The following is a 25,967-nucleotide window of genomic DNA, read 5'->3' on the forward strand; positions in this document are numbered from 1 at the left end:
GATCTGGCGCGGGCCGTGGCGTGCGCCCGCCGGGCCGGGGCCCTGAGCGTGTGGCCGCCCGGCCGGCGCCCGGGGCGGAGCGTACTGGCACTGCTGCCCGAAGCACGGCTGGCGGCGGTGCGGGCCGCGGTCGCGGAGGACTTCCGCGACCGGGAGCGACCCGTACCCCGGTTCCTGAACATCGCCGTGGCCGGTGCGGCCCGGCGTGAGGAATGACGCCGCTCACCCCCTGCTCCCACTGCCGGCCCACCACCCACCACGCACACCCATCACCCATCACCCATCACCCACCATGAGGAGAAACCACCCATGCCCCTTCCTCCTTCTCCGAAGGCGAGCACGAGCGCGAGACACCGGGTCCGCCGGTCCGCCCTCGTCGCCGGACTCGGCGCGCTCGGCCTGCTGGGCGCCTTCACCCTCGCCAACTCGCACGTCAGCAGCGGCAGTTCCACTCCCCTCGCGAACGCGGCCGCCACCGCGCTGCCGGCGTACGACCACGTGGTCGTCGTCGTGTACGAGAACAAGCAGTACGGAGAGGTCATCGGCAGCGCCAATGCCCCGTACATCAACCAGCTGGCGGGCGGCGGCGCGAGCCTGACCGGCATGAAGGCACTGACCCACCCCAGCCAGCCGAACTACTTCAACCTCTTCTCCGGCGCCACCCAAGGCATCACCGGGGACGGCTGCTACACCCCGCAGTCGATGACCGCCGCCAACCTCGGCCAGGAGGTCATCGCCGCAGGCAAGACCTTCGCGACGTACAACGAGGACCTTCCCGGTGAGGGGTCCACGGCCTGCACCAGCGGCCAGTACGCGCAGAAGCACAACCCTTGGTTCGCCTTCAAGAACGTCCCGCTGAACACCGGGAAGACCTGGACGCAGTTCCCGCAGGGCAACTTCGCGGCGCTGCCGAACCTGTCGTTCGTGGTGCCCAACCAGTGCAACGACATGCACTCCTGCTCGGTCGCCACGGGTGACACCTGGACGAAGAACAGCCTCGACGCCTACGCGCAGTGGGCGAAGGCCAACAACAGCCTGCTGGTGCTGACGTGGGACGAGGACAACTACCTCGGCTCCAACCAGATCGCCACCGTCTTCTACGGCGCGAACGTCAAGACGGGCAAGTACGCCACCGCCTTCAACCACCACCACCTGCTGCGCACCTTCGAGGACCTCTTCGCCACCGCGACGCACGCGGGCAACGCGGCCAACGTCCAGCCGATCAGCGAGGTGTTCGCCGCGTCCACGGATCCCACGCCGACGCCGACTCCCACCCCGACCCCGACACCCACGCCGACCCCCACGCCGACCCCCACACCCACACCCACACCCACCCCGACCACCGGTGAGCTGAAGCTGATCGACCCCGGCCCGCAAGCCTGCAAGTTCAACCAGTCCTGCACCATCCAGCTCACGGCCACCGGAGGAAAGCCTCCCGTCCGCTACGCCGCCACCGGACTCCCCTGGGGCCTCACCCTCGATGCCACCACCGGCCGCATCACCGGCAAACCCTGGGCCACCGGAACCCTCCAGATCACCGCAACCGCCACCGACACCACGGGAACCACCGCCACCACCACCTTCCCCCTCACCCTCACCTGGTTCTGACCCACAGCGGGACGGAGGCACGGACGGAGGGAGGAGGGAGGAGCGGAGGAACGGAGGAACGGGCGGCGGCGCAGACCACCGCCCGTTCCCCTCCGGATCCGCGGGCGGACCGCCCGGGCCTCAGCCCGTCCCGGCCTCCGAACGAACGACGTGCGCGGCCTCGACCAGGTGCTCCAGCGAGGTCTTCGTCTCGGGCCAGCCACGGGTCTTCAGCCCGCAGTCCGGGTTGACCCACAGGCGCTCGGCGGGGATGGCCTCCAGCCCCTTGCGCAGCAGGGCCGCCGCTTCCTCGGCGGACGGGACGCGCGGGGAATGGATGTCCCAGACGCCGGGACCGACCTCGCGGGGGTAGCGGGCACCGGCCAGTTCGTCGGCGACCCGCATGTGCGAGCGGGCCGCCTCCAGGCTGATCACGTCGGCATCGAGGGCGTCGATGGCTTCGACGATGTCGCCGAACTCGGCGTAGCACATGTGGGTGTGGATCTGGGTCTCCGGCCGGACGCCGCAGGTGCTGAGGCGGAAGGACCCGGTCGCCCAGTCCAGGTAGGCGGCGCGGTCGGCCGCCCGGAGCGGCAGCGTTTCGCGCAGGGCGGGTTCGTCGACCTGGATGACGGAAGTGCCCGCCGCTTCCAGGTCGTTCACCTCGTCGCGCAGGGCGAGCGCGACTTGGCGGGCGGTCTCGCCGAGGGGCTGGTCGTCCCGGACGAACGACCAGGCGAGCATGGTCACGGGGCCCGTCAGCATCCCCTTGACCGGCTTCGCCGTCTGCGCCTGGGCGTACGTCGTCCAGCGCACGGTCATCGGATCGGGGCGGGAGATGTCCCCGGCCAGGACCGGCGGGCGCACGTAGCGGGTCCCGTAGGACTGGACCCAGCCGTGCTGGGTGGCGAGGTAGCCGGTGAGCTGTTCCGCGAAGTACTGCACCATGTCGTTGCGTTCGGGCTCGCCGTGCACGAGGACGTCGATGCCGGTCTTCTCCTGGAAGGCGATCACCTCGCGGATCTCGGCCTCGATGCGGCTCTCGTAGCCGGCCTCGTCCAGCCGTCCGGCGCGCAGGTCCGCGCGGGCGGTGCGCAGTTCGGCGGTCTGCGGGAAGGATCCGATGGTCGTCGTCGGCAACAGGGGCAGGCCGAGGTGCGTCCGCTGGGCGGCCGCGCGCCGCTCGTAGGGCTGGGAGCGACGGCCGTCGGCGTCGGTGACGGCCGCGGCCCGGGCGCGTACGGCAGGGTCGCGGGTGATCGCGGAACGGGTCCGGGAGGCGAGGTCGGCGCGGTTGGCGGCGAGTTCGCCGGCGATGGCGTCGGTGCCCCGGGAGAGTCCGCGGGCCAGGACGGTGATCTCGGTGGTTTTCTGGCGGGCGAAGGCCAGCCAGCGGCGGACCTGCGGATCCGTGTCTCGCTCGGCGGCCGCGTCGAGCGGGACGTGGAGGAGGGAGCAGGAGGCGGCCACGTCGACCCGTCCGGCGAGGCCGAGCAGGGTGCCGAGGGTCGCGAGGGACTTCTCGTAGTCGTTGATCCAGATGTTGCGGCCGTTGACCACGCCCGCGACCAGGCGCTTGCCCGGCAGTCCCCCGACCGCGGCGAGGTCGGCCAGGTTGGCGGCGGCCCGGTCGGTGAAGTCCATGGCGAGGCCTTCGACGGGGGCCTTGACCAGGACGGGCAGGGCCTCGCCGAGCCGGTCGAAGTAGGAGGCGACGAGCAGTTTGGGGCGCTCGTCCCGGTCGCCCAGGTCGCGGTAGGCGCGGGCGGCCGCGGCCAGGTCGGCCGGGGTGCGGTCCTGGACGAGGGCGGGCTCGTCGAGCTGGACCCATTCGGCTCCGGCGGCCCGCAGATCGGCGAGGACCTCGGCGTAGACGGGCAGCAGCCGGTCGAGCAGGGTGAGCGGCTGGAAGTCCTCGGCCACGCCGGGCGCGGGCTTGGCCAGCAGGAGGTAGGTGATCGGTCCGACCAGCACGGGGCGGGCCCCCAGGCCGAGCGCCAGGGCTTCCTTCAGCTCGGCGACCTGCTTGGTGGAGTCGGCGGTGAAGACGGTGCCGGGCCCCAATTCCGGGACCAGATAGTGGTAGTTGGTGTCGAACCACTTGGTCATTTCCAGCGGGGCCACTTCCTGGGTGCCGCGCGCCATGGCGAAGTAGCCGTCCAGCGCGTCCGCGCCGACGGCGGCGCGGTGGCGGGCCGGGATCGCGCCGACCATGACGCTGGTGTCGAGGACGTGGTCGTAGTACGAGAAGTCGCCCGTGGGCACTTCGTGGATGCCGGCCTCGGCCAGCTGCCGCCAGTTCGTCCGGCGCAGGCCCGCCGCGGTCTCGTGGAGGGCTTCGGCGCTGACGCGGCCCTTCCAGTAGCCCTCGATCGCCTTCTTCAGTTGCCGGTTCTGTCCCTGGCGGGGGTAGCCGTACACGGTGGCCCGTACGGCCTCGGTTGCCGACTCGATCGTCACGGAACTCTCCTTCGCGAGCACGTCTCCATGGATCCCGGTGACGGGACGCGGGGCGCGGGGCGCGAAGGGATGGCTGACCGGACGGTACGCCGTGCGCCGGGCACGGACACGGACACGACCGTCTGATGGTCCACCGACCCGCCCACGAGGTCACCGGAATGTCCGCGCACGGCTGTGCGTGCGCGGGCAACGGGCAGGTCTTCGGACTTGCGGGCGCGTCTCCCCTTCGGGCAGACACCTACTGGCCGTCGCTTCCCAGACCCGTACGGGTCCAGTGCGTATGACGGCGGTCGTTCCCGCTCACCGCTGCGGGGCAGTCCCGGATTCCCACCGGGTTCCCTCTTACGACGCGTCCCGCCTGGAGGGCGGGGGCGAACCAGCTGCTGTGATCAGCATAGGGACCGCCACCTAAAGAACGGATGGAGCCCCCGCGTACCGGGAGCGGCATGACCGATGCCCGGTGGACCTGAACAGGAAAAATGGCGATGCACCGGCCGTGGGTGCCGTACAGTGAGGTTTACCGACGCGGGGTGGAGCAGCTCGGTAGCTCGCTGGGCTCATAACCCAGAGGTCGTAGGTTCAAATCCTGCCCCCGCTACTGACCGGAAGGGCCCGGATCCTCTTGAGGATCCGGGCCCTTCCGCATGCCGTCGGACGTGACGGAGCCGGGCCGGGCCTGACCGAGAGCGGCCCCTACCCGGGCGGACCGGGTCAGATGCGGTCGGCCGCGATCAGGACGTACTGGAAAGAGCCGTCCTTGTAGGAGTTGATGAACGCTTCCTCGATGCCCGTGACCAGGCGCGACGTGGCCCGCAGCTCCCAGTACGGCAGGGTGTCGGGGGTCAGGTCGATGACGGCCTGCGGTACGAGACGGTTGTCGGCCATGGCGCGCAGGTACTCCCGGCGGGAGTGGATGTTGCACTCGAAGTGCGCGTTGATCTGGGAGACCCACTTCGAGGGCTGGCCGTAGCGCGGGTTCCAGCAGCCGGTGATGGTCACGTAGCGGCCGCCGACCTCGAGGACCCGGGAGTGCTCGGCGAAGAGGTCGTGCAGGTCGACGTACATGCTCGACTCGTTGTTCCACGAGGCCGCGACCTGACCGGTCTCGAAGGGCGTGCCGAGCATGTTGCAGACGCGGGCCCGGACGTGGTCCTCGATGCCGAGTTCGCGGGCTCGCTGGTTGGCGAAGTCGGCCTGCTTCGCCGACAGGGTGACGCCCTCCACCTTGCATCCGAAGCGCTGGTGGGCCATCACCATCGAACCGCCGCGGCCGCAGCCCGCGTCCAGGAGGGTGTCGCCGCGCCCGATGGGACCGAGGTGGTCCAGCAGGAGTTCGGCCTGCGCCGACTCCAGCCGGTGGAGCTCGGCGACCAGCTTCTTCTCGGATTCGCCGTCGTCGCAGTCGCCGAGGGCCGCGCGATCGACGTCGCCGATGCCGTAGTGGTGGTGGTACAGGCCGTCGACGTCACCGAGCCGCAGGTTCACGGGCCTGGCCTCGTTGTTCCAGTAACGGGCGATGTCCCCCTGGTACGGAGTCGTCGGGCCGGGGATGATCGCGGAGGGGCCGGTGAGGGTCCCGGTGGTGCTCGTGTCAGCGGTCAGTTCGGTAGTGAGATCGGTGCTGGTCACTAATAAGTCCATCCTTACCAGAAGTCGGGCAGGCTGTAGCGGTAGGTATTGGTCTGGTGCCAGTAGTGGTTGCCGTCAACCCACACGGCCACGCCCCGCAGGAAGCGCAGCACGCTCGGGACGGGGCAGGCGACGGCCAGCGCGGCGGCCGCGGATTCGAAGTCGTGCATGAGGTCGTTGTGGACCTCGACCGCCTTCAGATAGGCCTCCTGGTCGGAGATCCGCTCGCGTTCGGCGATCACCACGGGCAGGTTCATGTGCCGTCCGGGGGCGGCGAGTTCCTTGGTGTACGAGTACAAGTCGTTGACAATGGTGGTGGCGTTGCCGGCGAGCGCGATGACCCGCTGCATGTCGGGCCGGGCGTGCAGGTCGGCCGGCAGCTCGTAGCCGCCGACGGTGTCGGTGATGGTGGGACACGGGCGGAAGTTGTTGAACTGCCGCATCGCCAGGTACTCCCACACTTCGGGGACGTACTCGGTCTGCGCCCACGCCGCCTCGGCCAGGTACCCGAGGTGCAGACGGGCCATGTCGTGCCGGTACCGGTCGGCCTGGGACGGCGTGGACTGCCCGACGAAGTACTCCATGGCGGAGCGGTAGGCGCGCCGGGGCGCGTCCGAGTGGAGCGACCGCGCCCACTCCGGCTGGTACTCCCCCGTCGTGTGGAGGGGGTCGAGGGCGGTGTGGGCCAGCAGCAGGCGACCTCCGAGGCCGATGGGCGAGCCGCCGTGGTCCTCGCAGTAGCAGTCGTCGACCGCGTTCTCGGCGACCATCAGCCGGGTGGCGATCATCAGGTGGTCGATGGTCGGCGCGTCCGGATGGCAGGCGACCATGTAGCGCCCGACGGAGAAGCCGTCGAACTGGTCCTCCCAGTCCTCGGGGTACAACTCGACCTCGTCCAGCGCCCACGCCTTGATCCGGCGGCTCACCTCCTCCACGCGCACGGGATCGGGGTCCGACACCGGGCGGTGGTAGAGCCCCGGGATCGGACGGCCCGCCACCGGCTCCGTGTGCGCCGCGGGCAGCGAAGGCTCCGTACGCCTCGGAGCGTCTTCGCGCGGGGCGAAGTGCAGGCCCCTCGTGCCCAGACCGTTGGGGCCGCGCAGGATCCGTTCCAGAGCGGGGCTCGGCTGCGGGACCGCGGCGGCCTCCTCCGGCACCTGGAGGGCGGGCCGCAGTGGCATACCGGCCAGCCCGCCGGAGGTGGGGACCCGCGAGGGGGCCTTGGTACTGCTACTGCTACTGCTGCTATCGGTGCCGGCGCCTGCACGGGCGTGGGCATGGGCATGGGCGTTGCCGAGGACGTGGGCGCCGAAGTGGGCCGCGGCGCCAGGCAGGCTCGACTGCAGAGGGGAAGGCCCGGGATCGGGCATCCGTGACTCCTTGGTGAGGTGGGTGGGCTGTCCCGGATCCCGGGCATCCTCGGCGGCCCGGGAGGATCCCGGCCGTCGCGCCGTCGCGCCGTCGCGCGGCCGCACGGTCGCGCCGTCGCGCCGTCGCACGGCCGCACGGTCGCGCCGCCGCGCAGCCGCGCCGTCGCGGCCTTCCGGCCGCCGCGCCGCACTAGTCGCTCCGGCGGGCGATCTGCACGTTCTCCAGCACGCCGAGCGCGTCGGGCACGAGGATGGCGGCGGAGTAGTAGGTCGTGACCAGGTACGAGATGATCGACTTCTCGTCGATGCCCATGAAGCGCACCGACAGGCCGGGCTCGTACTCCTCCGGCAGACCGGTCTGGCGCAGGCCGATGACGCCCTGGTTGTCCTCGCCGGTTCGCATGGCGAGGATCGAGCTGGTGTTCGCCTTGCTGATGGGGATCTTGTTGCAGGGCAGGATCGGGACCCCGCGCCAGGCCGGGACCTGCTGCCCGCCGACGTCCACGTGGTCCGGGTAGAGCCCGCGGGCGTTCATCTCACGCCCGATCGCCGCGATCGTCTTGGGGTGGGCGAGGAAGAGCTTGGTGCCGCGGCGGCGGCAGAGCAGCTCGTCGAGGTCGTCGGGGGTGGGCGGACCCGAGTGGGTCTGGATGCGCTGCTTGAAGGCCGCGTTGTGGAGCAGCCCGAACTCCCGGTTGTTGACCAGCTCGTGCTCCTGGCGTTCGCGCAACGCCTCGATGGTGAGCCTGAGTTGCTCTTCGGTCTGGTTCATCGGCCCGTTGTAGAGATCGGCGACCCTCGTGTGGACGCGCAGCACGGTTTGCGCGATGGAGAGTTCGTACTCCCGCGGCTTGGATTCGTAGTCGACGAACGTGCCGGGCAGCTCGGGCTCGCCGGTGTGGCCGGCCGACATCGCGATCTCGGCTTCGCCGTGCCGGTTCTGCCGCTGGAGGGGCAGCGAGCTGAACTGCTGGATGTGGTCCCGCAGGTGCGGCGCCGTGGACACGACGGCGGCGAACTCGGCGCGGGAGAGCGTGAGCAGGGTGCCGCCGGTCTCGGCGGTGGCGGTGTAGTCCCACGTGGCGTCGGCGTCCAGCAGGGCGTTCTCACCGAAGCGGTCGCCGTCGGCGAGAACGGCGACGGCGACGTCGTCTCCGTACTTGCCGAGGGAGGTCTGGCTGATCCGGCCGTGGGCGATCAGGTGGATCTGGTCGGCGGGGGTACCCCGCTCCGCCAGCACCTCACCGGCACGGAAGTCGCGCTGTACGCACCTGGCGGCGATGGCCGTCAGCACCTCGACGTCGTCGAAGCCGCGCAGGAGGGCCAGTTCGCCGAGCTCGCGGGGGATCACCTGGACGTGGGCGCCGTCCTGGACGAATTCGATGCGCCCGTCGCCGACGGTGTAGCTCAGTCGGCGGTTCACCCGGTAGGCGCCACCCTTGGTCTCCACCCAGGGGAGCATCCGCAGCAGCCAGCGGGAGGTGATCTCCTGCATCTGCGGGGCGGACTTGGTCGTGGTGGCAAGGTTGCGGGCAGCCGAAGTACCCAGGCTGGACTGCCGCGGCGGGTCAAGCTGCGCTTCCGGGCTGGTCTCAACGCTCATCGGTCGGGCTCTCCTTCGTATGGGCGGTGCGGCGTGCGTGCGCGTCACGGTGACAGGAGGAAGAAACAGGCGAATATCCGGCGCATCCGCCCAGATCATGGAGAACCGTATCGGCCGTCACGGTCGGCCCAACTTGCAGAAACGATGGCATTGCTTCGATCTAGTGATCTTGTCCCGCACGAGGTTTGCCTGGCCAAACAGTGATATTGGGCCTGGTAGAGACCTGGTGTCCGCTGCGCGGAGCGCGTGCCGGCGCGTGACTGCGGAGGCGGGCGCACGCCCACGAGCCGGCAGTCGCCGAGGGACTCCGGAAAACGGTCCGGCCCCCTGGACGCTTGCGCGTCCAGGGGGCCGGACCTTCTTGTAGCGGGGGCAGGATTTGAACCTACGACCTCTGGGTTATGAGCCCAGCGAGCTACCGAGCTGCTCCACCCCGCGTCGGTAAACCTCACCTTACGGGATCCCGGGCCCGTCTCACGCCACACCCGTCCGACCAGCGTCTCACCAGTCATGGCCGCCTGCGCGTGGACGCCGGGGGCGTCGGGGTTTCCCCGGCCGGGAGCCGGGCAGCCGCACCGAGGGGACCGGGGACCGGATGGAGCATGCGACACGTCACGGGAACGAGGAGGACGCCATGGACGAGCAGGGCGGCGCAGGAGGAGTACCGCTGCACCACGACGACCAGGCCAAGGCGCAGGCCCAGGCCGGACACCGCACCCCGCGTGCCGACCGCCACGGCGACGGCCACGACGACGAGCGCGACAGGAAGAGCGACAGGAGGGGCGACAGGGCGGACGACAGGACGACGGAGGCCGCCGACACGGACGAGGCGAGCCGTCTCGACCGCCCGCAGGGGGCCGAGACGGCGCATGGGAAGGGACGGGGAAGGGGACGCCCCGCCGGCTGAGCCCGCGGGACGGGACGACCGGCTGACCCCGAGACCCGAGACCCGAGAGCACCGGAGAGCCCTGTGACTGCCGTGATTGCCGCCCCCCTGCACGGGTAGGCGCAGCTCATGACCGCTGTGATGACCGACGCCACGCTGTCCCTGCTGGTGCACGGCTACGCGTGGGCCCCGGATCTGCGCCGGGCCCACGGCGGTGCGCCCCTGGTCCGTACCCGGCTGATGGGGCGTCCCGCAGCGCTACTGCACGGCCCCGAGGCCGTGGCCTTCTTCTACGACGAGAAACATGTCCACCGCCAGGGAGCCCTCCCGGATCCGGTGCTCGACACCCTCTTCGGGCAGGGAGCGGTGCACACCCTGGACGGGCGGGCCCACCGCGCGCGCAAGGAACTGTTCGTCTCCCTGCTCATGCACCCGGACGGCGTCCACAGCCTCACCTCGAGGGTCGAGGGCGCCTGGCGCGATGCCGTGACGGCCTGGGAAGGCGGCCGGGTGGTGCTCTTCGACGAGGTCGCCGCCGTGCTCGCCCGCGCGGTCTGCGACTGGGTGGGTCTGCCGGTCCCGGACGACGCGGCCCGGGAGATCGCCGAGGACTGCGTCGCCATGGTCGACGGCTTCGCCACCGCCGGGCCCCGGCACGCGCTGGCCCGCCGCGCCCGGCGCCGCCAGGAGAACGCCCTCGCGGCCGCGGTCACCGATCTGCGCCTGCGCGAACACGGACCGCATCCGGACGGCATATTCTCCGCGTCCCGGCACGCCGCGGCGGCCGGAAGCCCGCTGGAGGCGGTCGCCCTGCACCGTGAGGCGGACGGCACGCTGCTGGATCCGCACACGGCGGCCGTCGAGCTCCTCAACATCATCCGTCCGACCATCGCCGTCGCCTGGTTCGCCGTCTTCGCCGCCCACGCCCTGCACCGCCATCCCGGCCGGCACGAGCAGTTGCGTACCGGCGGCGCGGCCCACGCCCGCGCGTTCGCGCACGAGGTCCGGCGCTTCTACCCGTTCGTCCCCTTCGTCGGAGGCCTCGCCGCCCGCGACCTCTCCTTCGCCGGGGACGCGCTCCCGGCCGGGACCCTGCTGCTCCTCGATGTGTACGGGCACCACCACGACCCCGAGCTGTGGGAGCGGCCGTACCACTTCGACCCCGGGCGCTTCGCCGGCCGCGAACCGGGCAGCGACGAGCTGATCCCCCAGGGCGGGGGCGAGGCGCGCACCGGCCACCGCTGCCCCGGCGAGGACATCACGATCTCCCTGCTCTGCGTACTCGGACCAGCACTGGCGGATCTGGACTTCGCCGTGCCGCAGCAGGACCTGTCCATCCCGCTCACCCGGATCCCGACCCGGCCCCGCAGCGGTTTCGTCATCGAACCCGCACGACAGCCGTGGAAACGCCTCGCCCGGCGGTAGGCGCCGCGGTACCCCAGCGCCCGGACGAGTGTGCTCGCGCGGGCGAGCGGGGTAGCCGCGAGACTGGGAAGACGGCAGGACCCCCCGCGAAGGGACCGCACATGTCGACAGCACTGTCCGCGGCAGCCGACCGCGGCGCGCCCGGCCCGGCCGCCCGCAAGCCCAGCAGGAGCGGCAGGCCCTGCGAGCCCGGCCGCGCCCTGCTCACGATGGGCGTCGAGGAGGAGTTCCTCCTCGTGGACCGGCTCACCCGTGCACCGGCGGGCCGCGCGCCGCAGGTCATCGCGGCGACCAGCGGAGCCCTCGGCCCACAGGTGCAGCACGAGTTCTTCACCGCCCAGGTGGAGGTCTGCACCCGTCCCACCTCGGACAGCTCCCGGCTGCGTGCCGAACTGGCGTGGTTGCGGGACAATGTGAGCCGCGCGGCTTCCGACGAGGGCTGTTTGCTGGTGGCTTCGGGGACTCCCGTGATCCCGCCGGAGGGGCCGCTCGAGGTGACCGCCGAGCCACGCTACGCGCGCATGGTCGACCGCTACGCACGTGTGCTCGGTGACCTGCGCCAGGTGGTGTGCGGCTGCCACATCCACATCGGCGTGCCGGACCGGGGCCGGGCACTGGACCTGGCCAACCGCATGCGTCCCTGGCTGCCGGTGCTGCAAGCCCTCGCCGCCAACTCCCCGTTCGACCGCGGCACGGACTCCGGGTACGCGAGCTGGCGGTCGGTCGCGCACGCCCGGTGGCCCGGCGTCGGGCCCGCCCCCGTCCTGGACGAGGACGGGTACGAGCGCACGGTCGAGACCCTCGTGCGCACCGGCCACCTCCTCGACCGGCGGATGGTCTATTGGTACGCCCGGCCCTCCGAGCACGTGCCCACCCTGGAGATACGCGTCGCCGACGTCAACGCCGACCTCGACGTGGTGGTGCTGCTGGCCGCACTCGTACGGGGCCTCGCCGCGTCCCTGGTCTCGGAGGCCGAGGCCGGCGTACCGCCGCCGGTGGTCGGATCCAGGGCACTGCGGACCGCACACCACCTCGCCGCCCTCCACGGCCTGGAGGGGGACGGGCTCGATGTGGGAAGCGGCCGACGGGTACCCGCCTGGGACCTGGTCGGCGCCCTCCTGGAGCGGGCCGCCCCGGGGCTGGACGCCGCCGGAGACCTGCCCATGGCCGCGACGGTCCTCGGCCGGCTCCGCCTCGGGGGCGGCGGCGCCTGCCGCCAGCGCGCGGCGCACCGGCGCGCCGGAAGCCTGTACGACGTCGTCGACACCCTGGCCGCGACCACGTCGGCCCAGGAGGGGTGAACGGGGAGAGAGATATCAGGGGTGGTGCACACTCGCGGTTGCAGCTGCGGGCGCGGGCCGTGCTGGCGCATTCAGCTCTTTGCTGATTCGCCGGGCGTCATACGTCCCCGCGGCGGTGCGGCATCGCCGGTCCGCAGACCATGGCGGCCATGGGCATCACCCGCGAGATCGGGAGCACCGGCCCGGGCGGCGGGCCCAGCGGCGGCAATCCGACCGTTCCCCCGCTGTCGGGCAGCGTCCGCGACAAGATCATCCAGGCGGCGCGTTCCCAGCTCGGCCAGGAGGAATGGGGCAACAACTGCAACCCGTACGGTCGTTGTGAAGCCTGGTGCGCGCACTTCGCCAGCTGGACCTGGCAACAGGCCGGGATCGACTACCACACCGCGTTCAGCGGGGACTTCTACTACTACGGGCGCGACCACGGAACGCTCCGCACGGACCTGCGCAACGCGGCGCCCAAGCCCGGTGACGTGATCCTCTTCGGCACCGGACCCTCCAGCACTTCGACGAGCGTCCACGTCGGCGTGATCGAGCAGGACAACGGCGACGGGACCGTCACCACGATCGAGGGCAACCACAACGACAGGGTGGAGCGTGTGACCCGCAGGCTCGTCGGCGGCTCGCCCGCGTACGCGATCGTGTCGGCCGCGGGCAGCTGACCGGCCGCCGCGTCCGCTCCGGGGCTCGTGCCGTTGCGGCACGAGCCCCCTCGTTTGGGCGGCGCCGGTCGGAGTCCGAGGCCGTCTTCCCAACGTCGCGGGTGGGCGAGGACGATGGAAGGAAGGACGCCGACGAAGGAGAAGCACATGAAGGCACGAACCGTGCGCACGCTGCTCGTTGCCGGGACGGTCGTACTGGCCACCTTCACCTCGCCCACGGCGGCGCAGGCCCTGCCCGCGTGCCCGAGCAACGCCATCTGCCTGTGGCACTACCAGGACGGGACCGGCGACGTGTACGTGTGGCGCGGCGGTTATGTGGACCTGCCCGCCAAGTTCGTTGACCACGTGTGGTCGTTCAGGGCCAACAGGACCGGCGCCTTCATCGACTGGGCGAGCGGCAAGGACTGCCGTCCGGTCCGGGTCGGTGACTACGCCTCCAACTACCAGGGGCGGTTCGGCGGGAAGATGGACGCGGTCGGCAACAACTGCTGAGCCCCGGCGCGTCCGCCCGCGAGCCCCCGACAGGGCGGCGCGGCCGCCCTGTCGGAACGGGCCGGCTCAGCGGCGGCGTGCGCAGGTCCAGGCCCCCATGCCCTGGATCTTGGCGAGTCTGCGCGCCGTCGCGATCTGCTGCGCCTTCGTGGCGAGATCGGCGCGTGGTGCGTACTTGCGGCCTCCTGCCGCCTTCCAGCTCGACTGGGTGAACTGCAATCCCCCGTAATGGCCGTTGCCGGTGTTCGCCCGCCAGTTCCCGCTGGATTCACACCGGGCGATGGCGTCCCAGTTGGGCTTCGGTTTCGAGTGGACCGCGGCGGCATGAGCCCCGGAAACGTCCAGCAAGCTCACGACCAACACGGCTGTCAGGACCAGCAGTTGACCGACGACGCTCCTGCTTCGCCGATCCTTTCGGTGACGCGACATCACTCCTCCTTCGCTGTTGGGGCGGACCTGCCACGAACAGCGGGCGGGCCCGCGTACGGCCGTCTTCCGGCCGTGGCCACAGCACAGCACGGACCGACGCGCCTCCAGCGGCACTTGCGGTCGGTGAGGGGGTGACACCACCCGAACGGACGCTCTACGAGGGCTATACGGCGGCCCTACGGAGCTCCACGGGACGCTCCCCGGCAGCTCTACGGAGGCTCCGCGGGCCATCGAGCCCGCGGGCTCGGCTACCCCTTGCGGCCGGTGCGGTGCTCCGCGGGCAGCTGTGGGCGGGTCATGCGGCCGCCGGTGCCGGTTCCGGTGTGAAGGGGTAGATCTCGTCCGCGCCGGGCTGTACGACGCCGTAGGTGCCTTCCGGCACCTCGTTCCAGGCACCGGGCAGGTCGCCGACGGGTTCGGACACGATGAGACGGGTGTCCTCCGAGACGTCCCGCAGGAACGCGACATCGGGGTGCAGCCGGCGCAGTGCGTCCACCCGGCTGCTGTAGAAGAGCGAACGGGAAGCGTGCGCGCTGGAGTAGCGGAAGGCCCAGAGGCGCTCGCCGTCGGTGATGGCGAGCGTCATCTGGAGGGGGAACTCCACGCCGTGGTCGCGCCCGGCGCGCTCCACCACTCCCGCCATCCTGGCCACGGCGGTCGGCGGGTCCTGTTCCAGGCCGAAGGTGAGGGCCAGGAAGAACATCACCTCGGAGTCCGTCGTTCCCTCGATGTCGGCGTAGAGCGCGGGGTCGACGAGCAGGGTGAGTTCCCGGCGCAACAGGTGGAAGCCGGTGATGGCGCCGTTGTGCATGAACATCCACCGGCCGTGGCGGAACGGGTGGCAGTTGGACTGCTGGACCGCCGTGCCGGTCGATGCCCGGATGTGCGCGAAGAACAACGGGGAGCGGACGTGGTCCGCCATCTCCCGCAGGTTGCGGTTGTTCCAGGCGGGCCCTACGTCTCTGAGGAGCGCCGGAGTGTCCGTGTCGTTGTCCCGCGTGTACCAGCCGATGCCGAAGCCGTCACCATTCGTCGTCTCGACACCCAGCTTGGAATGAAGGCTCTGATCGATCAGCGAGTGCGCCGGTTTGTACAGGATGGTGTCGAGCAGCACGGGGGTCCCGGAGTAGGCGAGCCATCGGCACATGTGCCATCACCTGTTTCCCTGCTACCTCGCGTAGCGCTCCCGGGCACCCGCCGGCTGCCGCGTCATCCGCCGGTCAGTACACGAGCTTGTAGGTCACGTCCTTGGGGACCGGGTCCGGTGCGGTGTCCGTGTAAAGGAGCCGGATCGTCGTGAAGCGCCGGACATCGGGGTGCTCGGGCCAGGCCTGCGGATCGCTCAGGGTCACCGTCACCGGGTAGGAGCGGAAGCGGCCGGCCGCGCAGTACGGGCGGCAGTCGTTCACCATGTCGGTGCCGGTGGCCGTCGCGGCGGTAGGCCCCCAGGTGTTCCACCGGAGGCCGACGAGTCGGTTGTTCCCGTCGCCGCAAGCCAGGAGGTACTCCGCGGGGCGCATCTGCGCCTGGGAGGAACAGTCGACGACCACGACCGGGTCCATTGGATCCGGAGTCAGGGCCGACGACGTACCGGCGGTGCGCGCGGAGGCCGGGAGGGTGGAGACCGGGAGGGCGGAGGCCGGGAGCACGGCGGCCGTCATGGCCGCCGCCGCGCACAGCAGGGTGGCCACCCGCACCCTGTGCCCGGATGCGCGTGCGGGGCGTCCACCTGCTGAAACGTTCACGACAGACCTTCCTCACCACTCTGCCCGCCGCCGGCACCGCGGCATTCCCAGCTTCCCCCATGGGTGCGAAGCTCGCACCCGCGGGGGACGCGGGGGAACGGCGTCAGCCGTGCAGCAGGGCGCAGACGAAGTCCTCCTGGACCTCCCGGACCCGCGCGAGCAGGTCGGGGTTGCTGTTGAGGGCCGTCTGCGTGGTGATCGAGAAGGTCAGCGAGCGCCGGCCGTCCGCCGTGGCCGCCGCCAGCTGGGTGTAGCCGGGCGTGTTGCCGGTGTGGCCGTACACCGTTCCGCAGCGCGTGGTGTACCGGTAGATCGCCAGGCCCGCCTCGGTGCGACCGGGGCCGGGGGGCTGGGACAGGGCGCCGGGGATGAATCTGAACTGCTCCCGTCGGGTGCGGTCCGAGACGAGGGCACCGCCCGCGTAGCCCCGGATGAACGCGGTGAGGTCCTTCGGCGTCGAGACGATGCCCCCGGCCGCCCAGGCCCCCGAGGCACCCACGGCCTCAGTGACGTCGACGGGCCCGGCCTGCGGATCGATCTGGTAGCCGTGGAGGAAGGGCACGGGCAGCCGGTATCCCTGGGGCAGGCTGGTGGCCTCCAAGCCCAACGGCTCGTAGACGAGCTCGCGCAGCAGCGCCTCGTACCGGCGCCCGGTGGCCGCTTCGGCCATGAGGGCGATGGCGATGTTGTCGGAGTTGGAGTACTGGTAGCGGCTGCCCGGCCGGAAGTCGAGGTCCTCGTCGGCGACGAATTCCAGCAGGCGCCGGGAGTCGAAGCGGTGGCGGGGGTCCTCGGAGACGATGTCGATGAACCCCTGCGAGGTCGAATAGTCGGGCAAGCCGCTGGTGTGGTTGAGCAGTTGACGCAGCGTCACCCCGTGCCAGGCGGCCGGCTGGCCGGGCAGCACCTCACCGATCGTGTCGTCCAGGTGGAGCCGGCCGCGGTCGACGAGCCCCAGGGCCACCGCTCCGCTGAAGGCCTTGGCGACACTGGCGATCCGCATGTGGTCGGTCGCCCTCGGCGGCCGGCCGCTCTCCACGTCGGCCACGCCCGCCCGGTAGACCTCCGTACGGTCCCCGTCGCGCAGGACGGCGATGACTCCGGGGGGCCCGTCGGGCCTCTCCACCAGCTCCCGCAGCTCCTGGCGGAGGGCGGCACCCGGCGGCGGATTGCGGTCCGCCCCGGCCTGCGCGGGTTGCACGGAGGCGGCGAGCACGGCGCCGCACACGGCGGTGGCGGCCGCCAGCCGCAGCGAGGGGCGGATCCGGCCGGCATGGCCGTACGGGCGTCGGGACACGGAGGTACCTCCCGGGAAGACGGAGCGCGGTGGCCCACCATGGCAGGAGCCGCACCGGTCCCCACGCCGACGCGGCCGACCTCAGGTCGGCTTGCGCCATACGGAGATGTGCTTCGCGGAGTCCTGGGCGAACGGCGCCCCGTCCCAGTCCGCGACGCGACGTTCCAGCTCGAGCCCGGCGATCCGTGCCATCAGGTCGAGCTCTGCCGGCCAGGCGTACCGGTGCCGGGAGTTGCCGCGACGGTAGCGGCCGTCGTCGTCGCGGGTGAAGTGGTGCGAGACGAGGATCTGCTCGACCAGGTCGAAGGTGTCGAAGCCGAGATGCTGCTCGGAGACGTCGAACGGCACCGCGACCTGGCCGGGCGGCAGGAACCGCAGCGGCGGCACGCCCAGCTCGATGACGAATCGGCCGCCGGGCTCCAGATGACGTGCGGCGTTGCGGAAGCACTCGACCTGCTCGTCCTGCGTGAGCAGGTTCGTGATGGTGTTGTAGACGAGGTAGACCAGGGTGAACCCGCCTGGGACGACGGTGGTTGCCATGTCCCCGATGGTTACCGGGAGCGTCCTCTCGTCGATCTTGCGCCGCAGCACCGCTGCCATGTGCTCGGACAGTTCGATGCCCACTACCGGCACGCCGCGTTCCCGGAGCGGGACGCCCACTCGTCCGGTTCCGATGGCGAACTCCAGTGCCCGGCCGTCTCCGGCGAGCTCGGCGAGGAAGGCGAGAGTCGGTCCGAGAACGGCAGCCGAGGACGTTTCCGTCTCCTCGGCGTCGTAGCGGTCGGCGGTCGCTCGGGTCCACAGTTCACTGCTCGTCACGGACGGCCACTTTGCCGGGTGCCGAGGGGCGCTGTCGAGGTATTTACGTTCTCCAGGACCTGGCCGGTCCGTTGGGAGGGCGGCGGAGCTCAGGTCCCCGGGGTGGTCCGCACTGCTGGACGCCGGACCAGGTAGAGGGCCGCCGACAGGACGAGCACCGCCATGACCGCGATGAACACCAGCCCCGCACCCTCCAGCCCGAGCGGACCCACCAGCACCCCCACCCCGATCACCGGCACCGAGATGCCCGCGTACGCCACCACGAACAGCATGGAGATCACGGCCGCCCGCCGGTCCGCGGGAGACGCCGCGGCCACCGCACTCAGCGCCCCGCGGAACGTCAGCCCCTGCCCGACTCCGCCGATCAGGGCGCTCAGCACCACCAGCGGCAGCAGCTCCCACCACAGCGCCCCGGCGAGCAGCGCCAGCCCGGCGAGCAGCCCGGCACACCCCAGGGGCAACGAGCGACCCACCCCGACCCGGCCGACGGCCAGCTGCCCCGCGGTCGAGGCGAAGAAGGCCAGCGCGACCACCAGCCCGGTCACGGCATGGTTGTGCACGTCCAGGGACTGCGCGAGGAACGCCGGGCTGACGGACGTGAACACCCCGAACAGCGCGAACCCCGCGAACGAGGCGATCGCCGCCGGCCCGAACACCGTCCGCACCTGCGGGGGCAGGGCGGCGCGCTGCGGCCGTACGGTGCTCAGCGGACGCCGCTCCCGCACCGTCTCCGGAAGCCACAGCAGGACGGCGGCCGAGCCGGCCAGCAGCGCGAGGTGCACGGCGAACGGCAGGTAGAGCGGCCAGGAGGCGTACTGCGCGAGCACTCCCGCGAGCAGCGGACCACAACCCAGCCCGCCCATGGTGGAGGCCGTCGCGACGAACGTGGCCCGCGAGGCGCCGCCGTCAGGGGCCAGCTCCATCACGTACGCCGTGGCGGCCCCGGTGAACAGGCCGGCGGACAGACCCGACAGCAGCCGCCCCGCGTACAGCCAGGGCATCCCGTCGGCGCACAGGAAGCAGACGGCGCTCAGCGCCGCGAAACCCAGCCCCGCCAGCAGCACGGGTCGCCGGCCCACGGCGTCCGAGGCATTGCCCGCGAGCAGCAGTACGCCGATGACGCCGAAGGCGTACACGGCGTACACCACGGTCACGATCAGCTCGGAGAAGCCGAACTTCTCCTGGTAGAGGCCGTAGAGCGGGGTCGGCAGCGTGGTGCCGACCATGCACACGGCGAACACCGCCCCGCTGAGCAAACACTGGCGCCACCCTCGGCGATCACCGTCCATGCCGCCGACGGTAACCCGCGAGCCGCCCCGGACCCGGCCCGATGTGCGCGGCGCGCCCGCCGCCACTCCTCCGGGCCCGCGGGCGCGCTGGGGACAGTACGACCGAGCCCCTGGGCCGCGTCAGCCGCGGCCCCGCTTCTGCTCCCGAGCGGCCTTCCCGTCCTTCGCCGTTCGGCGCTGCGCGCCGGTGTTGGGCGTCAGGGCATCGCCTGCTTCACCGTCCTGACCTGTGGGAATCACGGCTTCCTCGGCCTCCTTCCGAGCTTCCGGGTCCCCACTTTCACCTGGAGCCTGCGACGGCGTGGTGGTACGAGGGTGCTTGTCCTTGCTCACGGTGCGATCCCGTCTCTCGTCTCTCGTCTCTCGTCTCTCGTCTAGCGGTTGCGGTCCGGCCGCCTACCGGGCGTCCGTCGCGGCCGCAAGCTCCCGCTTTGGGGGCGCCTGCCCCACCGTCGGGGCCGTATGCGCGCATCACCAATGCCCCCGGTCGTTCGTCCCGAGTGCGCGGGTTGTCGCGCGTAGGCTCGGGTAGCCGCTCGATGACCGGGCCTCCTTCACGCGGGGCCGCCCGCCCCAGCGGCCGCCGCCCACAGGGCTCGCACGATGCTCGAACGTGTGATCGATGCACCGGGTCGGACCCATGTCACTCTCGTACGTACTGAAGGGAAACGACGATGCAGAGCGACTCACCCTCCATGGCCGATGCCGAGACGACCCTGGGGAACATCAGGCGAGCGGAGGTCTCACTGAACTCGAACACCTTCCCCGGCGACGTATCCGACCGAGCCCGCGCAGCCCTCGACGCCGCCCGGCAGGCCCTGAACGACGGTGACCGCACCAAGGCCCTGGCCGCATCCACCCTCGCGATCGAGCTTCTCGCGGAGGCCCTGCACTGAAGGGCTGGACGAGGGGGTAGAAAGAAATGGGTGTAAGACACAGGCCTGGCGAGGTGAGACACGCCATGGAAACCGACTGCTTCCACATCGCGATCAGACGGCACGGCCCGACGCTCCACGTCCGCCCCTCCGGTGAAATGGACCTCGACGCCAAACCCGCCTTCACCCATGTTCACGACGCCCTGAACGCGAAGATCGCGGCGGTGGTCTGCGACATGCAGCACGTCCCCTTCGTGGACGTCACCGGGCTCAACTGCCTGCTCATCCTCGCCGCCCACGCACGCGCCCGCCACATCGTCCTGTTCGTCTACAACTGGCGCCCACAACCCCAACACCTTCTCGAACTCCTCGACACCCTCGATCGGGAAGCAACCAGCGCCCGCGGAACCCCTCCGAGCGCGGCCCGCGCCCTGCATGCCGCACTTCATGAGCCCCCGGCCGCCCCCCGCGCCTGCGGAACCGACCGGCAACCGGAACAACCCGCCTACCCGACGGGGCGCGGCACTGCCCCCCATCGCGGGCCGGCCCTAGCGACCCACGCGGCCGCACGGTATTGATCCCCGGGCGATCGGGGAGAGTCGATCGTGGTCGTCGCAGGGGTGCGGCAGCGCCCATGAGCGGGGCCGGCCAGGGGGCGCGTCCTCCCACCACTGGGACGCGGGACGCGCAGGGCCGACACGGCTCAGGACAGCGCGCTCCCGTACAGGTCACGGTGCGCGGCCGCCAGTTCGCTCCGCTCCCGCGTACGGTGCTGCGCGGTGGCCCGGGGCGCCGGCCTCTCCTCGTAGGCCGTCCGTACCGCCTCGCGCAGCGACTCCTCGTCGAGGCCCCCGCGCTGCGTGTGCCCGTACGTCAGGCAGGGGCGCTGCTGGGCGTAGAAGCCGCAGTCCGGGGCCGCGACGGCGGTGCCGAGGTCGTGGCAGGCCTCGAGCCATCCGGAGTGGGTGCCGAACAGGTAGGGAAGCACCGACAGGTCCAGCGACGACAGGTAGTCCCACAGCCGGTCGTCGTCGTAGGAGTCGTGGACGGTGAGCGTGAGGCGGCCCCGGCCTTCGAGTTCCTCCAGCTCTTGGAGGAGTTGCGGGGCATGGGCCGGGGCGGCGGGATCGGCCACTTCGCGGTGGATGTTCACCTGGAGTTCGGCGTCCGGAAGGTCGCGCACCGCGTCGGCGAGCACCTGTACGACGGGCAGGACGGACATGTTGGCACGCAGGCTCTTGGCGTGGACCCCGACGCGGAACCGGTCACGGGGCGGCCTGGGACGGCCCAGTCGTTGCAGTTCGACCACGTGCGGATGGGGCAGCACGGTCGCTGTCCGGTTCCACCGGTCGCGAATGCTCTGGGCGGCGCCGGGGGTGAGGGTGATGAGCTGGTCGGCCGCGGGGATGACGACGTTCAGAGCGGCGTCGTGCGCCGCGGGGTCCCGCTGACGGGGATTGCGCAGCTGGTGCACGGTATGGACGAGGGGTTTGCCGTGGCGTCCGAGAGCATCGACGAGCGCGGACAGCTGGTCGGGGCTCTGGGCGTCGAAACCGAAGTGCAGGTGGAAGACGTCGAAGTCCTCGTGGTGGGCGTTGACCCAGTCGGGGTCCAGCATCACCGGGGGCCACCACCGCCGCGAGGTACGGGGCGCGCCGTTGGGGCGGGGGTCCTTCAGCCGTCGTACGCCGTCGGGGTCAGTCGCGGAGCAGTGCCTCACGTACACGTGGCCGGAGGGCACGGAGGCGACCCGGATTTCATCCCGGGAGCGGGAGTGCGGCGGCGGCGACAGCTGTTCGGGCACGGTCTGCTCCTTCGACGGAGGGGCGGCGTCCCGCAGAGGTACGGTCCGCCCGTCCGTCCAGTCTGTGAAGCACGGCCCGGATACGCACGCGGAGTACCGAGAACCCGAGCACGCGGAGTACCGGGAACCCCACCCCGTACCGGCTGCCGAACGCGGTTGCGCGCGCCGTCAGGTTTCGCGGAGCACACGGACGCTCTTGACCTCCGTGTCGACCGCGTCCGGAACGACCATGCCCGACTCCACCCCGGACCGCAGATAGCGCAGGACGTCGCCGTTGAGTCGCTCCCCCGGGACCGCCACCGGGATCCCCGGCGGATAGGGGGTCAGCATCTCGGCGGCGACCCGCCCGTCCGCCGATTCCCAAGGAACCTGTTCCGTCGGGCCGAAGAAGGCGTCGCGGGGCAGCACCGCCTGGTCCAGCCGCAGTTCGGACGGCGAGGGGACCTCGACGGGCTGGCCCGACCGCAGCTCGGAGACATGGGCGTGCAGGTCGGTCAGGGCCGTCAGCAGGACCTCGGCGGTGCTCTCGTCGTCCGCGTGCGTGAACTGGGCGCTGATGCGGCGGTGGTCGGCGATGTGGAGGTTGATCCGGTGGTTGCGGCGCAGCCAGTCGGCCGCCCGGTATCCGGTGGTGTCCCACGCACTGATGTCGATGATGATCTGCAGGGGGTCCATGTCCGCCGCCCGGCCGGGCCCGCAGAAATCGTCCCGGCCGTGCACCCGAATGCCGTCGATGCGGGAGATCCGGCCGCGGACCTGCTCGGCGAGGGCGAGCGCGTCGTCGTAGAGGACCTTGCCGTGTTCGACCATCTGCCGGCGCCACCCGTCCAGGGCCGCGTACACGAGTACGGAGGGGCTGGTGGTGCCGAGCAGGTCTTCACGGCTCTTGAGGACCTCGGCTTTGACCAGGTCTCCCTGGAGGTGGAAGACGGAACTCTGTTCCAGGCCGGAGCCCATCTTGTGCACGGAGGTGACGCACACGTCGGCGCCGGCGTCCATGGCCCAGGCGGGAAGGTCGGCGTGGAAGGGCAGGTGGGCGCCCCATGCCTCGTCCACGATCAGGGGCTTGCCGCGCCGGTGGCAGACATCGGCGATGGCGGCGAGGTCCGAGCACGTGCCGTAGGGCGTGGGGGTGGTCACCAGGGCGCCGCGGGCGTCGGGATGCTCGGCGAAAGCGGCCTCGAAGGCCTCGGCGGACGGCGGGTGCGCCAAGTGGTGTCGGGCGTCCCACTGGGGGTCCACCCAGACGGGCCGGATTCCCGAAAGGACCAGGCCCGACACCACCGATTTGTGGGCGTCCCGTCCGACCAGCAGCTTCTCGTGGGGTCCGGTGACGGACAGCATGGCCGACTTCACCGACAGGGAACTGCCGCAGGTGGAGAAGAAGGCGTGCTCCGCTCCGACGGCGTCGGCCATCAGGGCTTGAGCCTCCTCCACGACGCCGTGGGAGGACGTACGGTCGTCCAGGCCGCTGGTGGCGAGTACGTCCGACCGGAACACCGCTTCGCCGAGCACCGCCCGCACCCTCGGGTCGGTGCCGCGACCCTGCTTGTGTCCGGGGGGTGTGAAGGGGGTCTGGCCGGTTTCGTGGTAGGCGGCGAGGGCCGCGAGTACGGGTGCCTTCGACTGGTCCATAACGCGGCGCTTGCCCGCCCGTCAGGGAGAGAAACGCAGCTGGATCGGCATGTACGTGGAGAGAAGGTGCCGCGGGCGGCCGCCCGGGAGCAGATCGAACCGCAGGAGACCCGGGTGAGCGAGCCGGACGATCGCGACGAAGGGGTGGATGGCGGGTACGCGCAGGCTCACGTCCCCGATGTCGGACGAACCCAGGTACGTTCCCGCCTCGGGCTGTGTCAGCTCGATGCCGGACCCCCGGGCGAGGTGTCCGGCGAAGCGTTCGGACAGGACCGTGCTGTCGCGGAAGTGGGCGTAGCCGTCGCCCAGTGGCGTGACGTCCGCCGTGGTACCGGTGGCCGTGGCCACTCCCCCGGCCCACGTGCCGACCAGCGCGGCCAAGTCGTCGAGGGCCTCCGTGGTCGCGGCACGGAGCCCGAAGAGCCCTTCCGCGTAGGCCGGAACGATGTTGGTGGCGGTACCGCCCTCCGTCACGATGCCCTGGACGTGGGAGCCCGCCGGTAGCCGCCGGGCGACCGCGGCCGCCGTGTTGAAGAGCTGGATGAGGGCGGCGAGGGCGTCGATCCCTCCCTCGGGGTCGCCGGTCGGGTGTGCGGCCCGGCCCCGGAAGCCCACCCGGACCTGCCTCTGGGCGGTCAGGGGAGCCCAGGACCAGTCGTGCACCCCCGGGTGGAACATGAGGGCGGCGTCCACGTCGTCGAAGACCCCGGCGGCGGCCAGTGCCACCTTGCCGCCCCCGCGCTCCTCGGCGGGCGTCCCGATGGCGGTGACCCGGCCCGATCCCCCGCCCAGCGCATCACGCAGTGCGAGGGCGGCTCCCAGCCCGGCAGCGGCGATCAGGTTGTGGCCGCAGGCATGACCGAGCCCGGGCAGCGCGTCGTACTCCAGCAACAGAGCGACGCGCCGGCCGTCCCCGTCGCCACCCCCGTCCCCCCAGTCGGCCGTGAAGGCGGTGTCCAGGCCGGCCGTCCCCCGTCGGACCGCGAAGCCCGCCTCTTCCAGCTCGTCACCGAGGAGACGAGCCGCCCGGTGCTCCTCGTACGCGGTCTCCGGATCCGCGTGGAGGATCCGGCTCACGTCCCACAGCCGGTCCGCCCGTCGGGCGCACGCCCGGCCGATGCGGTCGTACAGCGCGTCACCACGGTGGGCCATGTCTCTCCTCCTGCGCGCGACGGGGCGGAGCGTGCTCCCGCCTCGCCTTCCCCGTTTCTCCTCCTTCTCCCCTACCCGCCGGCTCGTCCTGCGGCGCGACACGAGGAAGCGACCGCGCGCACGGGCGGGAGTCGGCGCGTTAGGTCGCCCTCCGGCTGGGAAGGCGCGGAGGCGGAGGGACACATCCCACACTCGCCAACACATCCCACGGCACAGTCGAGAGGATCGGATCCCATGACCACGGCACGCGAGATCATGACGGAGGGCGCGGACTGCATCAACGAGGACGAGAGCGTCCTCGACGCCGCGCGGAAGATCACCGACCTGGGGGTCGGCGCCCTGCCCATCTGCGGAAACGACAACAAACTGAAGGGAATGCTCACCGACCGCGACATCGTGGTGAAGGTCCTGGGTTCCGGAAAGGACCCCGCCAACACCAAGGTCGGCACGCTCGCGCAGGGCGAGGCGGTCACGATCGGCGCGGACGACGAGGCCGGCGAGATCTTGCGCACCATGATCTCTCACAAGGTCCGGCGGCTTCCGGTCATCGACGGCCACCAGCTCGTCGGCATCGTCGCGCAGGCGGACGTCGCCCGGGCCCTCCCCGACGCGCAGGTCGGCGAACTGCTGGAGGCACTGTCCACGGATTGAACTGCGCGGTGGTCACCAAGGCCCGCCCGGCCGACGTACACGCAGTGAATCGCTGTCGCGGCGGGCCTGCGGCACGCGACGCGACGGAAAGGGACCTCCATGCCGAACTTCTTCGTCCTGCTCGTCATCGGCGTCCTCATCACCGCCCTGTTGATCGGGGCCGTGTGGTGGGGCATCAAGCGACGTACTTCATCCCGCACCGGCCGGGAAACGGCGACCCCGGGTCGTAGGGCGGCGCGCCCGGATGCGGGCGGAGCCGACTTCCCCGACGACGGGAGCCGCCGTACGGCGCACGAGATGAAGGGATACGGGAACATCGGGACACGCGGCACCGAGGACGACGATCCGGGCTGACGTCCCGCAGACGCGCCTCACGGGCCCCCTCCAGCGGCCCCCGTCCAGCGGCCCGCCGTCCACGGCGGCCGAGCCGCGGACGGGGGCCGCGGCGCGGCCGGGCGGGCGCGCGGGCGGGCGTTTACGGCCGCGGCCGTGCCCGTCCGCGAGTCAGTGCTCGTCCGCGCGGGTCAGGTGCGCAGACGGCTATTGGTTCCGTCGTGGCCGTCGGCCGCATCGTCGTCGAACCAGTAGTCACCGGCGGCGAGGTACCGGAAGGTGTGCGTCGCCTTCGGCGGCAGCGAGACCGTCACCGCGCGCGTTCCGTCCGGGCGGGATTCCAGTACGTGGGTCCCGGGCCGCCAGTCGTTGAACGTTCCCACGACACTGACGGGTCCCGGCGGATCGCCGTCGGGCAACACGAAGGTGACCTCGGTAGCGTTCTTGCGGCGCTGCCTCTCCAGCATTACAGACTCCTTCTGCCTCGCGGACGGCCCGATGGCCGGGCTCTCACGGAGGCCCGGTG

25 protein-coding genes, 2 tRNA genes, 1 pseudogene and 1 riboswitch are annotated in these 25,967 nt (G+C 71.3%); of the genes and pseudogenes, 12 read left to right on the forward strand and 16 right to left on the reverse strand.

Translation table 11 applies throughout. The features are described 5' to 3' along the window. Together J7E97_RS27465 and J7E97_RS27470 are read left to right on the forward strand one after the other, a co-directional pair. Nucleotides 1-216 (forward strand): annotated as a pseudogene (locus J7E97_RS27465) (galactokinase); the annotation flags it as partial. A gap of 93 nt (nt 217-309) precedes the next feature. After that, nucleotides 310-1,608 (forward strand): alkaline phosphatase family protein, encoded by a 1,299-nt coding sequence (locus J7E97_RS27470; RefSeq protein WP_215032589.1) that lies wholly within the window; start codon nt 310-312, stop codon nt 1,606-1,608. Between the two features lie 120 nt (nt 1,609-1,728). Here the strand turns inward: J7E97_RS27470 and metE are convergent, their stop codons facing one another. Beyond that, nucleotides 1,729-4,047 (reverse strand): 5-methyltetrahydropteroyltriglutamate--homocysteine S-methyltransferase, encoded by a 2,319-nt coding sequence (gene metE / locus J7E97_RS27475; RefSeq protein WP_215032592.1) that lies wholly within the window; start codon nt 4,045-4,047, stop codon nt 1,729-1,731. 174 nt (nt 4,048-4,221) lie between these two features. After that, a riboswitch (cobalamin riboswitch) is annotated at nt 4,222-4,443 on the reverse strand. A 128-nt stretch (nt 4,444-4,571) separates the two neighbouring features. On the opposite strand from metE, the gene J7E97_RS27480 reads away from it, so the two are divergent. Further along, a tRNA-Met gene (locus tag J7E97_RS27480) sits at nt 4,572-4,645 on the forward strand. Nucleotides 4,646-4,758: 113 nt separating this feature from the next. Here J7E97_RS27480 and J7E97_RS27485 read toward each other — a convergent pair. The 4 genes from J7E97_RS27485 to J7E97_RS27500 all read right to left on the reverse strand — a co-directional run bounded on the left by J7E97_RS27485 (nt 4,759) and on the right by J7E97_RS27500 (nt 9,087). Further along, a complete protein-coding gene (locus J7E97_RS27485; protein WP_374224250.1) occupies nt 4,759-5,676 on the reverse strand; it encodes a geranyl diphosphate 2-C-methyltransferase in 918 nt (305 codons plus the stop codon). A gap of 14 nt (nt 5,677-5,690) precedes the next feature. Continuing rightward, complete coding sequence (locus J7E97_RS27490; RefSeq protein ID WP_215032595.1) at nt 5,691-7,046, reverse strand: family 2 encapsulin nanocompartment cargo protein terpene cyclase; 1,356 nt, start codon at nt 7,044-7,046, stop codon at nt 5,691-5,693. Between the two features lie 190 nt (nt 7,047-7,236). After that, nucleotides 7,237-8,649, reverse strand: a complete 1,413-nt coding sequence (locus J7E97_RS27495) for a family 2B encapsulin nanocompartment shell protein (protein ID WP_215032598.1) — start codon at nt 8,647-8,649, stop codon at nt 7,237-7,239. Nucleotides 8,650-9,013: 364 nt separating this feature from the next. Continuing rightward, nucleotides 9,014-9,087: transfer RNA gene (locus tag J7E97_RS27500), tRNA-Met, on the reverse strand. A gap of 196 nt (nt 9,088-9,283) precedes the next feature. On the opposite strand from J7E97_RS27500, the gene J7E97_RS27505 reads away from it, so the two are divergent. From J7E97_RS27505 to J7E97_RS27525, 5 genes are all read left to right on the forward strand, one after another. Next, on the forward strand, nt 9,284-9,556 hold the full coding sequence (locus J7E97_RS27505) for a hypothetical protein (RefSeq protein WP_215032601.1): 273 nt from the start codon (nt 9,284-9,286) through the stop codon (nt 9,554-9,556). 108 nt (nt 9,557-9,664) lie between these two features. Next, nucleotides 9,665-10,960 (forward strand): cytochrome P450, encoded by a 1,296-nt coding sequence (locus J7E97_RS27510; protein WP_251055243.1) that lies wholly within the window; start codon nt 9,665-9,667, stop codon nt 10,958-10,960. Between the two features lie 101 nt (nt 10,961-11,061). Further along, nucleotides 11,062-12,261 carry a glutamate--cysteine ligase gene (locus tag J7E97_RS27515; protein WP_215032604.1) on the forward strand — a complete coding sequence of 400 codons (1,200 nt, stop codon included), beginning with the start codon at nt 11,062-11,064 and terminating at the stop codon, nt 12,259-12,261. Between the two features lie 149 nt (nt 12,262-12,410). Continuing rightward, the gene (locus J7E97_RS27520) at nt 12,411-12,920 is read left to right on the forward strand and encodes a CHAP domain-containing protein (protein ID WP_215032607.1); all 510 of its coding nucleotides are present in this window, start codon (nt 12,411-12,413) and stop codon (nt 12,918-12,920) included. Nucleotides 12,921-13,067: 147 nt separating this feature from the next. Beyond that, nucleotides 13,068-13,412 (forward strand): peptidase inhibitor family I36 protein, encoded by a 345-nt coding sequence (locus J7E97_RS27525; protein WP_215032610.1) that lies wholly within the window; start codon nt 13,068-13,070, stop codon nt 13,410-13,412. Nucleotides 13,413-13,478: 66 nt separating this feature from the next. Here the strand turns inward: J7E97_RS27525 and J7E97_RS27530 are convergent, their stop codons facing one another. From J7E97_RS27530 to J7E97_RS27560, 7 genes are all read right to left on the reverse strand, one after another. Beyond that, nucleotides 13,479-13,841 (reverse strand): transglycosylase family protein, encoded by a 363-nt coding sequence (locus J7E97_RS27530; protein ID WP_215032613.1) that lies wholly within the window; start codon nt 13,839-13,841, stop codon nt 13,479-13,481. A gap of 295 nt (nt 13,842-14,136) precedes the next feature. Further along, nucleotides 14,137-14,988 carry a class II glutamine amidotransferase gene (locus J7E97_RS27535; protein ID WP_215032616.1) on the reverse strand — a complete coding sequence of 284 codons (852 nt, stop codon included), beginning with the start codon at nt 14,986-14,988 and terminating at the stop codon, nt 14,137-14,139. A 73-nt stretch (nt 14,989-15,061) separates the two neighbouring features. Continuing rightward, complete coding sequence (locus J7E97_RS27540) at nt 15,062-15,586, reverse strand: hypothetical protein (protein WP_215032619.1); 525 nt, start codon at nt 15,584-15,586, stop codon at nt 15,062-15,064. Nucleotides 15,587-15,689: 103 nt separating this feature from the next. After that, entirely contained in the window at nt 15,690-16,883 is a 1,194-nt protein-coding gene (locus J7E97_RS27545) for a serine hydrolase domain-containing protein (protein WP_374224252.1), read from the reverse strand. Nucleotides 16,884-16,964: 81 nt separating this feature from the next. Next, the gene (locus J7E97_RS27550; RefSeq protein ID WP_215032622.1) at nt 16,965-17,702 is read right to left on the reverse strand and encodes a class I SAM-dependent methyltransferase; all 738 of its coding nucleotides are present in this window, start codon (nt 17,700-17,702) and stop codon (nt 16,965-16,967) included. An 89-nt stretch (nt 17,703-17,791) separates the two neighbouring features. Further along, nucleotides 17,792-18,991: an MFS transporter gene (locus J7E97_RS27555; protein ID WP_215032625.1), complete on the reverse strand. Its 1,200-nt coding sequence runs from the start codon at nt 18,989-18,991 to the stop codon at nt 17,792-17,794. Nucleotides 18,992-19,111: 120 nt separating this feature from the next. Then, nucleotides 19,112-19,324: a hypothetical protein gene (locus J7E97_RS27560; protein WP_215032628.1), complete on the reverse strand. Its 213-nt coding sequence runs from the start codon at nt 19,322-19,324 to the stop codon at nt 19,112-19,114. A gap of 341 nt (nt 19,325-19,665) precedes the next feature. Here J7E97_RS27560 and J7E97_RS27565 point away from each other — a divergent pair, with 341 nt between their 5' ends. Beyond that, the gene (locus tag J7E97_RS27565; protein WP_215032630.1) at nt 19,666-19,887 is read left to right on the forward strand and encodes a hypothetical protein; all 222 of its coding nucleotides are present in this window, start codon (nt 19,666-19,668) and stop codon (nt 19,885-19,887) included. Between the two features lie 65 nt (nt 19,888-19,952). Then, complete coding sequence (locus J7E97_RS27570) at nt 19,953-20,444, forward strand: STAS domain-containing protein (RefSeq protein WP_215032633.1); 492 nt, start codon at nt 19,953-19,955, stop codon at nt 20,442-20,444. A gap of 125 nt (nt 20,445-20,569) precedes the next feature. Here J7E97_RS27570 and J7E97_RS27575 read toward each other — a convergent pair whose 3' ends face one another. From J7E97_RS27575 to J7E97_RS27585, 3 genes are all read right to left on the reverse strand, one after another. After that, entirely contained in the window at nt 20,570-21,670 is a 1,101-nt protein-coding gene (locus J7E97_RS27575; RefSeq protein WP_308346820.1) for a glycosyltransferase, read from the reverse strand. Nucleotides 21,671-21,838: 168 nt separating this feature from the next. Beyond that, on the reverse strand, nt 21,839-23,305 hold the full coding sequence (locus tag J7E97_RS27580; protein ID WP_215032636.1) for an aminotransferase class I/II-fold pyridoxal phosphate-dependent enzyme: 1,467 nt from the start codon (nt 23,303-23,305) through the stop codon (nt 21,839-21,841). A gap of 21 nt (nt 23,306-23,326) precedes the next feature. Beyond that, the gene (locus tag J7E97_RS27585) at nt 23,327-24,457 is read right to left on the reverse strand and encodes an amidohydrolase (protein ID WP_215032639.1); all 1,131 of its coding nucleotides are present in this window, start codon (nt 24,455-24,457) and stop codon (nt 23,327-23,329) included. Between the two features lie 234 nt (nt 24,458-24,691). On the opposite strand from J7E97_RS27585, the gene J7E97_RS27590 reads away from it, so the two are divergent. Together J7E97_RS27590 and J7E97_RS27595 are read left to right on the forward strand one after the other, a co-directional pair. After that, a complete protein-coding gene (locus tag J7E97_RS27590) occupies nt 24,692-25,108 on the forward strand; it encodes a CBS domain-containing protein (RefSeq protein WP_215032642.1) in 417 nt (138 codons plus the stop codon). A 99-nt stretch (nt 25,109-25,207) separates the two neighbouring features. Next, nucleotides 25,208-25,462: a DUF6479 family protein gene (locus J7E97_RS27595; protein ID WP_215032645.1), complete on the forward strand. Its 255-nt coding sequence runs from the start codon at nt 25,208-25,210 to the stop codon at nt 25,460-25,462. Between the two features lie 170 nt (nt 25,463-25,632). On the opposite strand, the gene J7E97_RS27600 is transcribed toward J7E97_RS27595, so the two are convergent. After that, nucleotides 25,633-25,908 (reverse strand): hypothetical protein, encoded by a 276-nt coding sequence (locus J7E97_RS27600; RefSeq protein WP_215032648.1) that lies wholly within the window; start codon nt 25,906-25,908, stop codon nt 25,633-25,635. Nucleotides 25,909-25,967: the final 59 nt, after the last annotated feature.

Source organism: Streptomyces sp. ISL-66 (assembly GCF_018614135.1).
GTDB lineage: Bacteria > Actinomycetota > Actinomycetes > Streptomycetales > Streptomycetaceae > Streptomyces.

Excerpts from the sequence above, each read along its gene's own strand:
- J7E97_RS27470 (WP_215032589.1), top strand. The coding sequence starts at position 310 with ATGCCCCTTCCTCCTTCTCCGAAGGCGAGCACGAGCGCGAGACACCGG.
- J7E97_RS27490 (WP_215032595.1), bottom strand. The coding sequence starts at position 7,046 with ATGCCCGATCCCGGGCCTTCCCCTCTGCAGTCGAGCCTGCCTGGCGCC.
- J7E97_RS27495 (WP_215032598.1), bottom strand. The coding sequence starts at position 8,649 with ATGAGCGTTGAGACCAGCCCGGAAGCGCAGCTTGACCCGCCGCGGCAG.
- J7E97_RS27505 (WP_215032601.1), top strand. The coding sequence starts at position 9,284 with ATGGACGAGCAGGGCGGCGCAGGAGGAGTACCGCTGCACCACGACGAC.
- J7E97_RS27510 (WP_251055243.1), top strand. The coding sequence starts at position 9,665 with ATGACCGCTGTGATGACCGACGCCACGCTGTCCCTGCTGGTGCACGGC.
- J7E97_RS27515 (WP_215032604.1), top strand. The coding sequence starts at position 11,062 with ATGTCGACAGCACTGTCCGCGGCAGCCGACCGCGGCGCGCCCGGCCCG.
- J7E97_RS27520 (WP_215032607.1), top strand. The coding sequence starts at position 12,411 with ATGGGCATCACCCGCGAGATCGGGAGCACCGGCCCGGGCGGCGGGCCC.
- J7E97_RS27525 (WP_215032610.1), top strand. The coding sequence starts at position 13,068 with ATGAAGGCACGAACCGTGCGCACGCTGCTCGTTGCCGGGACGGTCGTA.
- J7E97_RS27530 (WP_215032613.1), bottom strand. The coding sequence starts at position 13,841 with ATGTCGCGTCACCGAAAGGATCGGCGAAGCAGGAGCGTCGTCGGTCAA.
- J7E97_RS27535 (WP_215032616.1), bottom strand. The coding sequence starts at position 14,988 with ATGTGCCGATGGCTCGCCTACTCCGGGACCCCCGTGCTGCTCGACACC.
- J7E97_RS27555 (WP_215032625.1), bottom strand. The coding sequence starts at position 18,991 with ATGGACGGTGATCGCCGAGGGTGGCGCCAGTGTTTGCTCAGCGGGGCG.
- J7E97_RS27565 (WP_215032630.1), top strand. The coding sequence starts at position 19,666 with ATGCAGAGCGACTCACCCTCCATGGCCGATGCCGAGACGACCCTGGGG.
- J7E97_RS27570 (WP_215032633.1), top strand. The coding sequence starts at position 19,953 with ATGGAAACCGACTGCTTCCACATCGCGATCAGACGGCACGGCCCGACG.
- J7E97_RS27580 (WP_215032636.1), bottom strand. The coding sequence starts at position 23,305 with ATGGACCAGTCGAAGGCACCCGTACTCGCGGCCCTCGCCGCCTACCAC.
- J7E97_RS27585 (WP_215032639.1), bottom strand. The coding sequence starts at position 24,457 with ATGGCCCACCGTGGTGACGCGCTGTACGACCGCATCGGCCGGGCGTGC.
- J7E97_RS27590 (WP_215032642.1), top strand. The coding sequence starts at position 24,692 with ATGACCACGGCACGCGAGATCATGACGGAGGGCGCGGACTGCATCAAC.
- J7E97_RS27595 (WP_215032645.1), top strand. The coding sequence starts at position 25,208 with ATGCCGAACTTCTTCGTCCTGCTCGTCATCGGCGTCCTCATCACCGCC.
- J7E97_RS27600 (WP_215032648.1), bottom strand. The coding sequence starts at position 25,908 with ATGCTGGAGAGGCAGCGCCGCAAGAACGCTACCGAGGTCACCTTCGTG.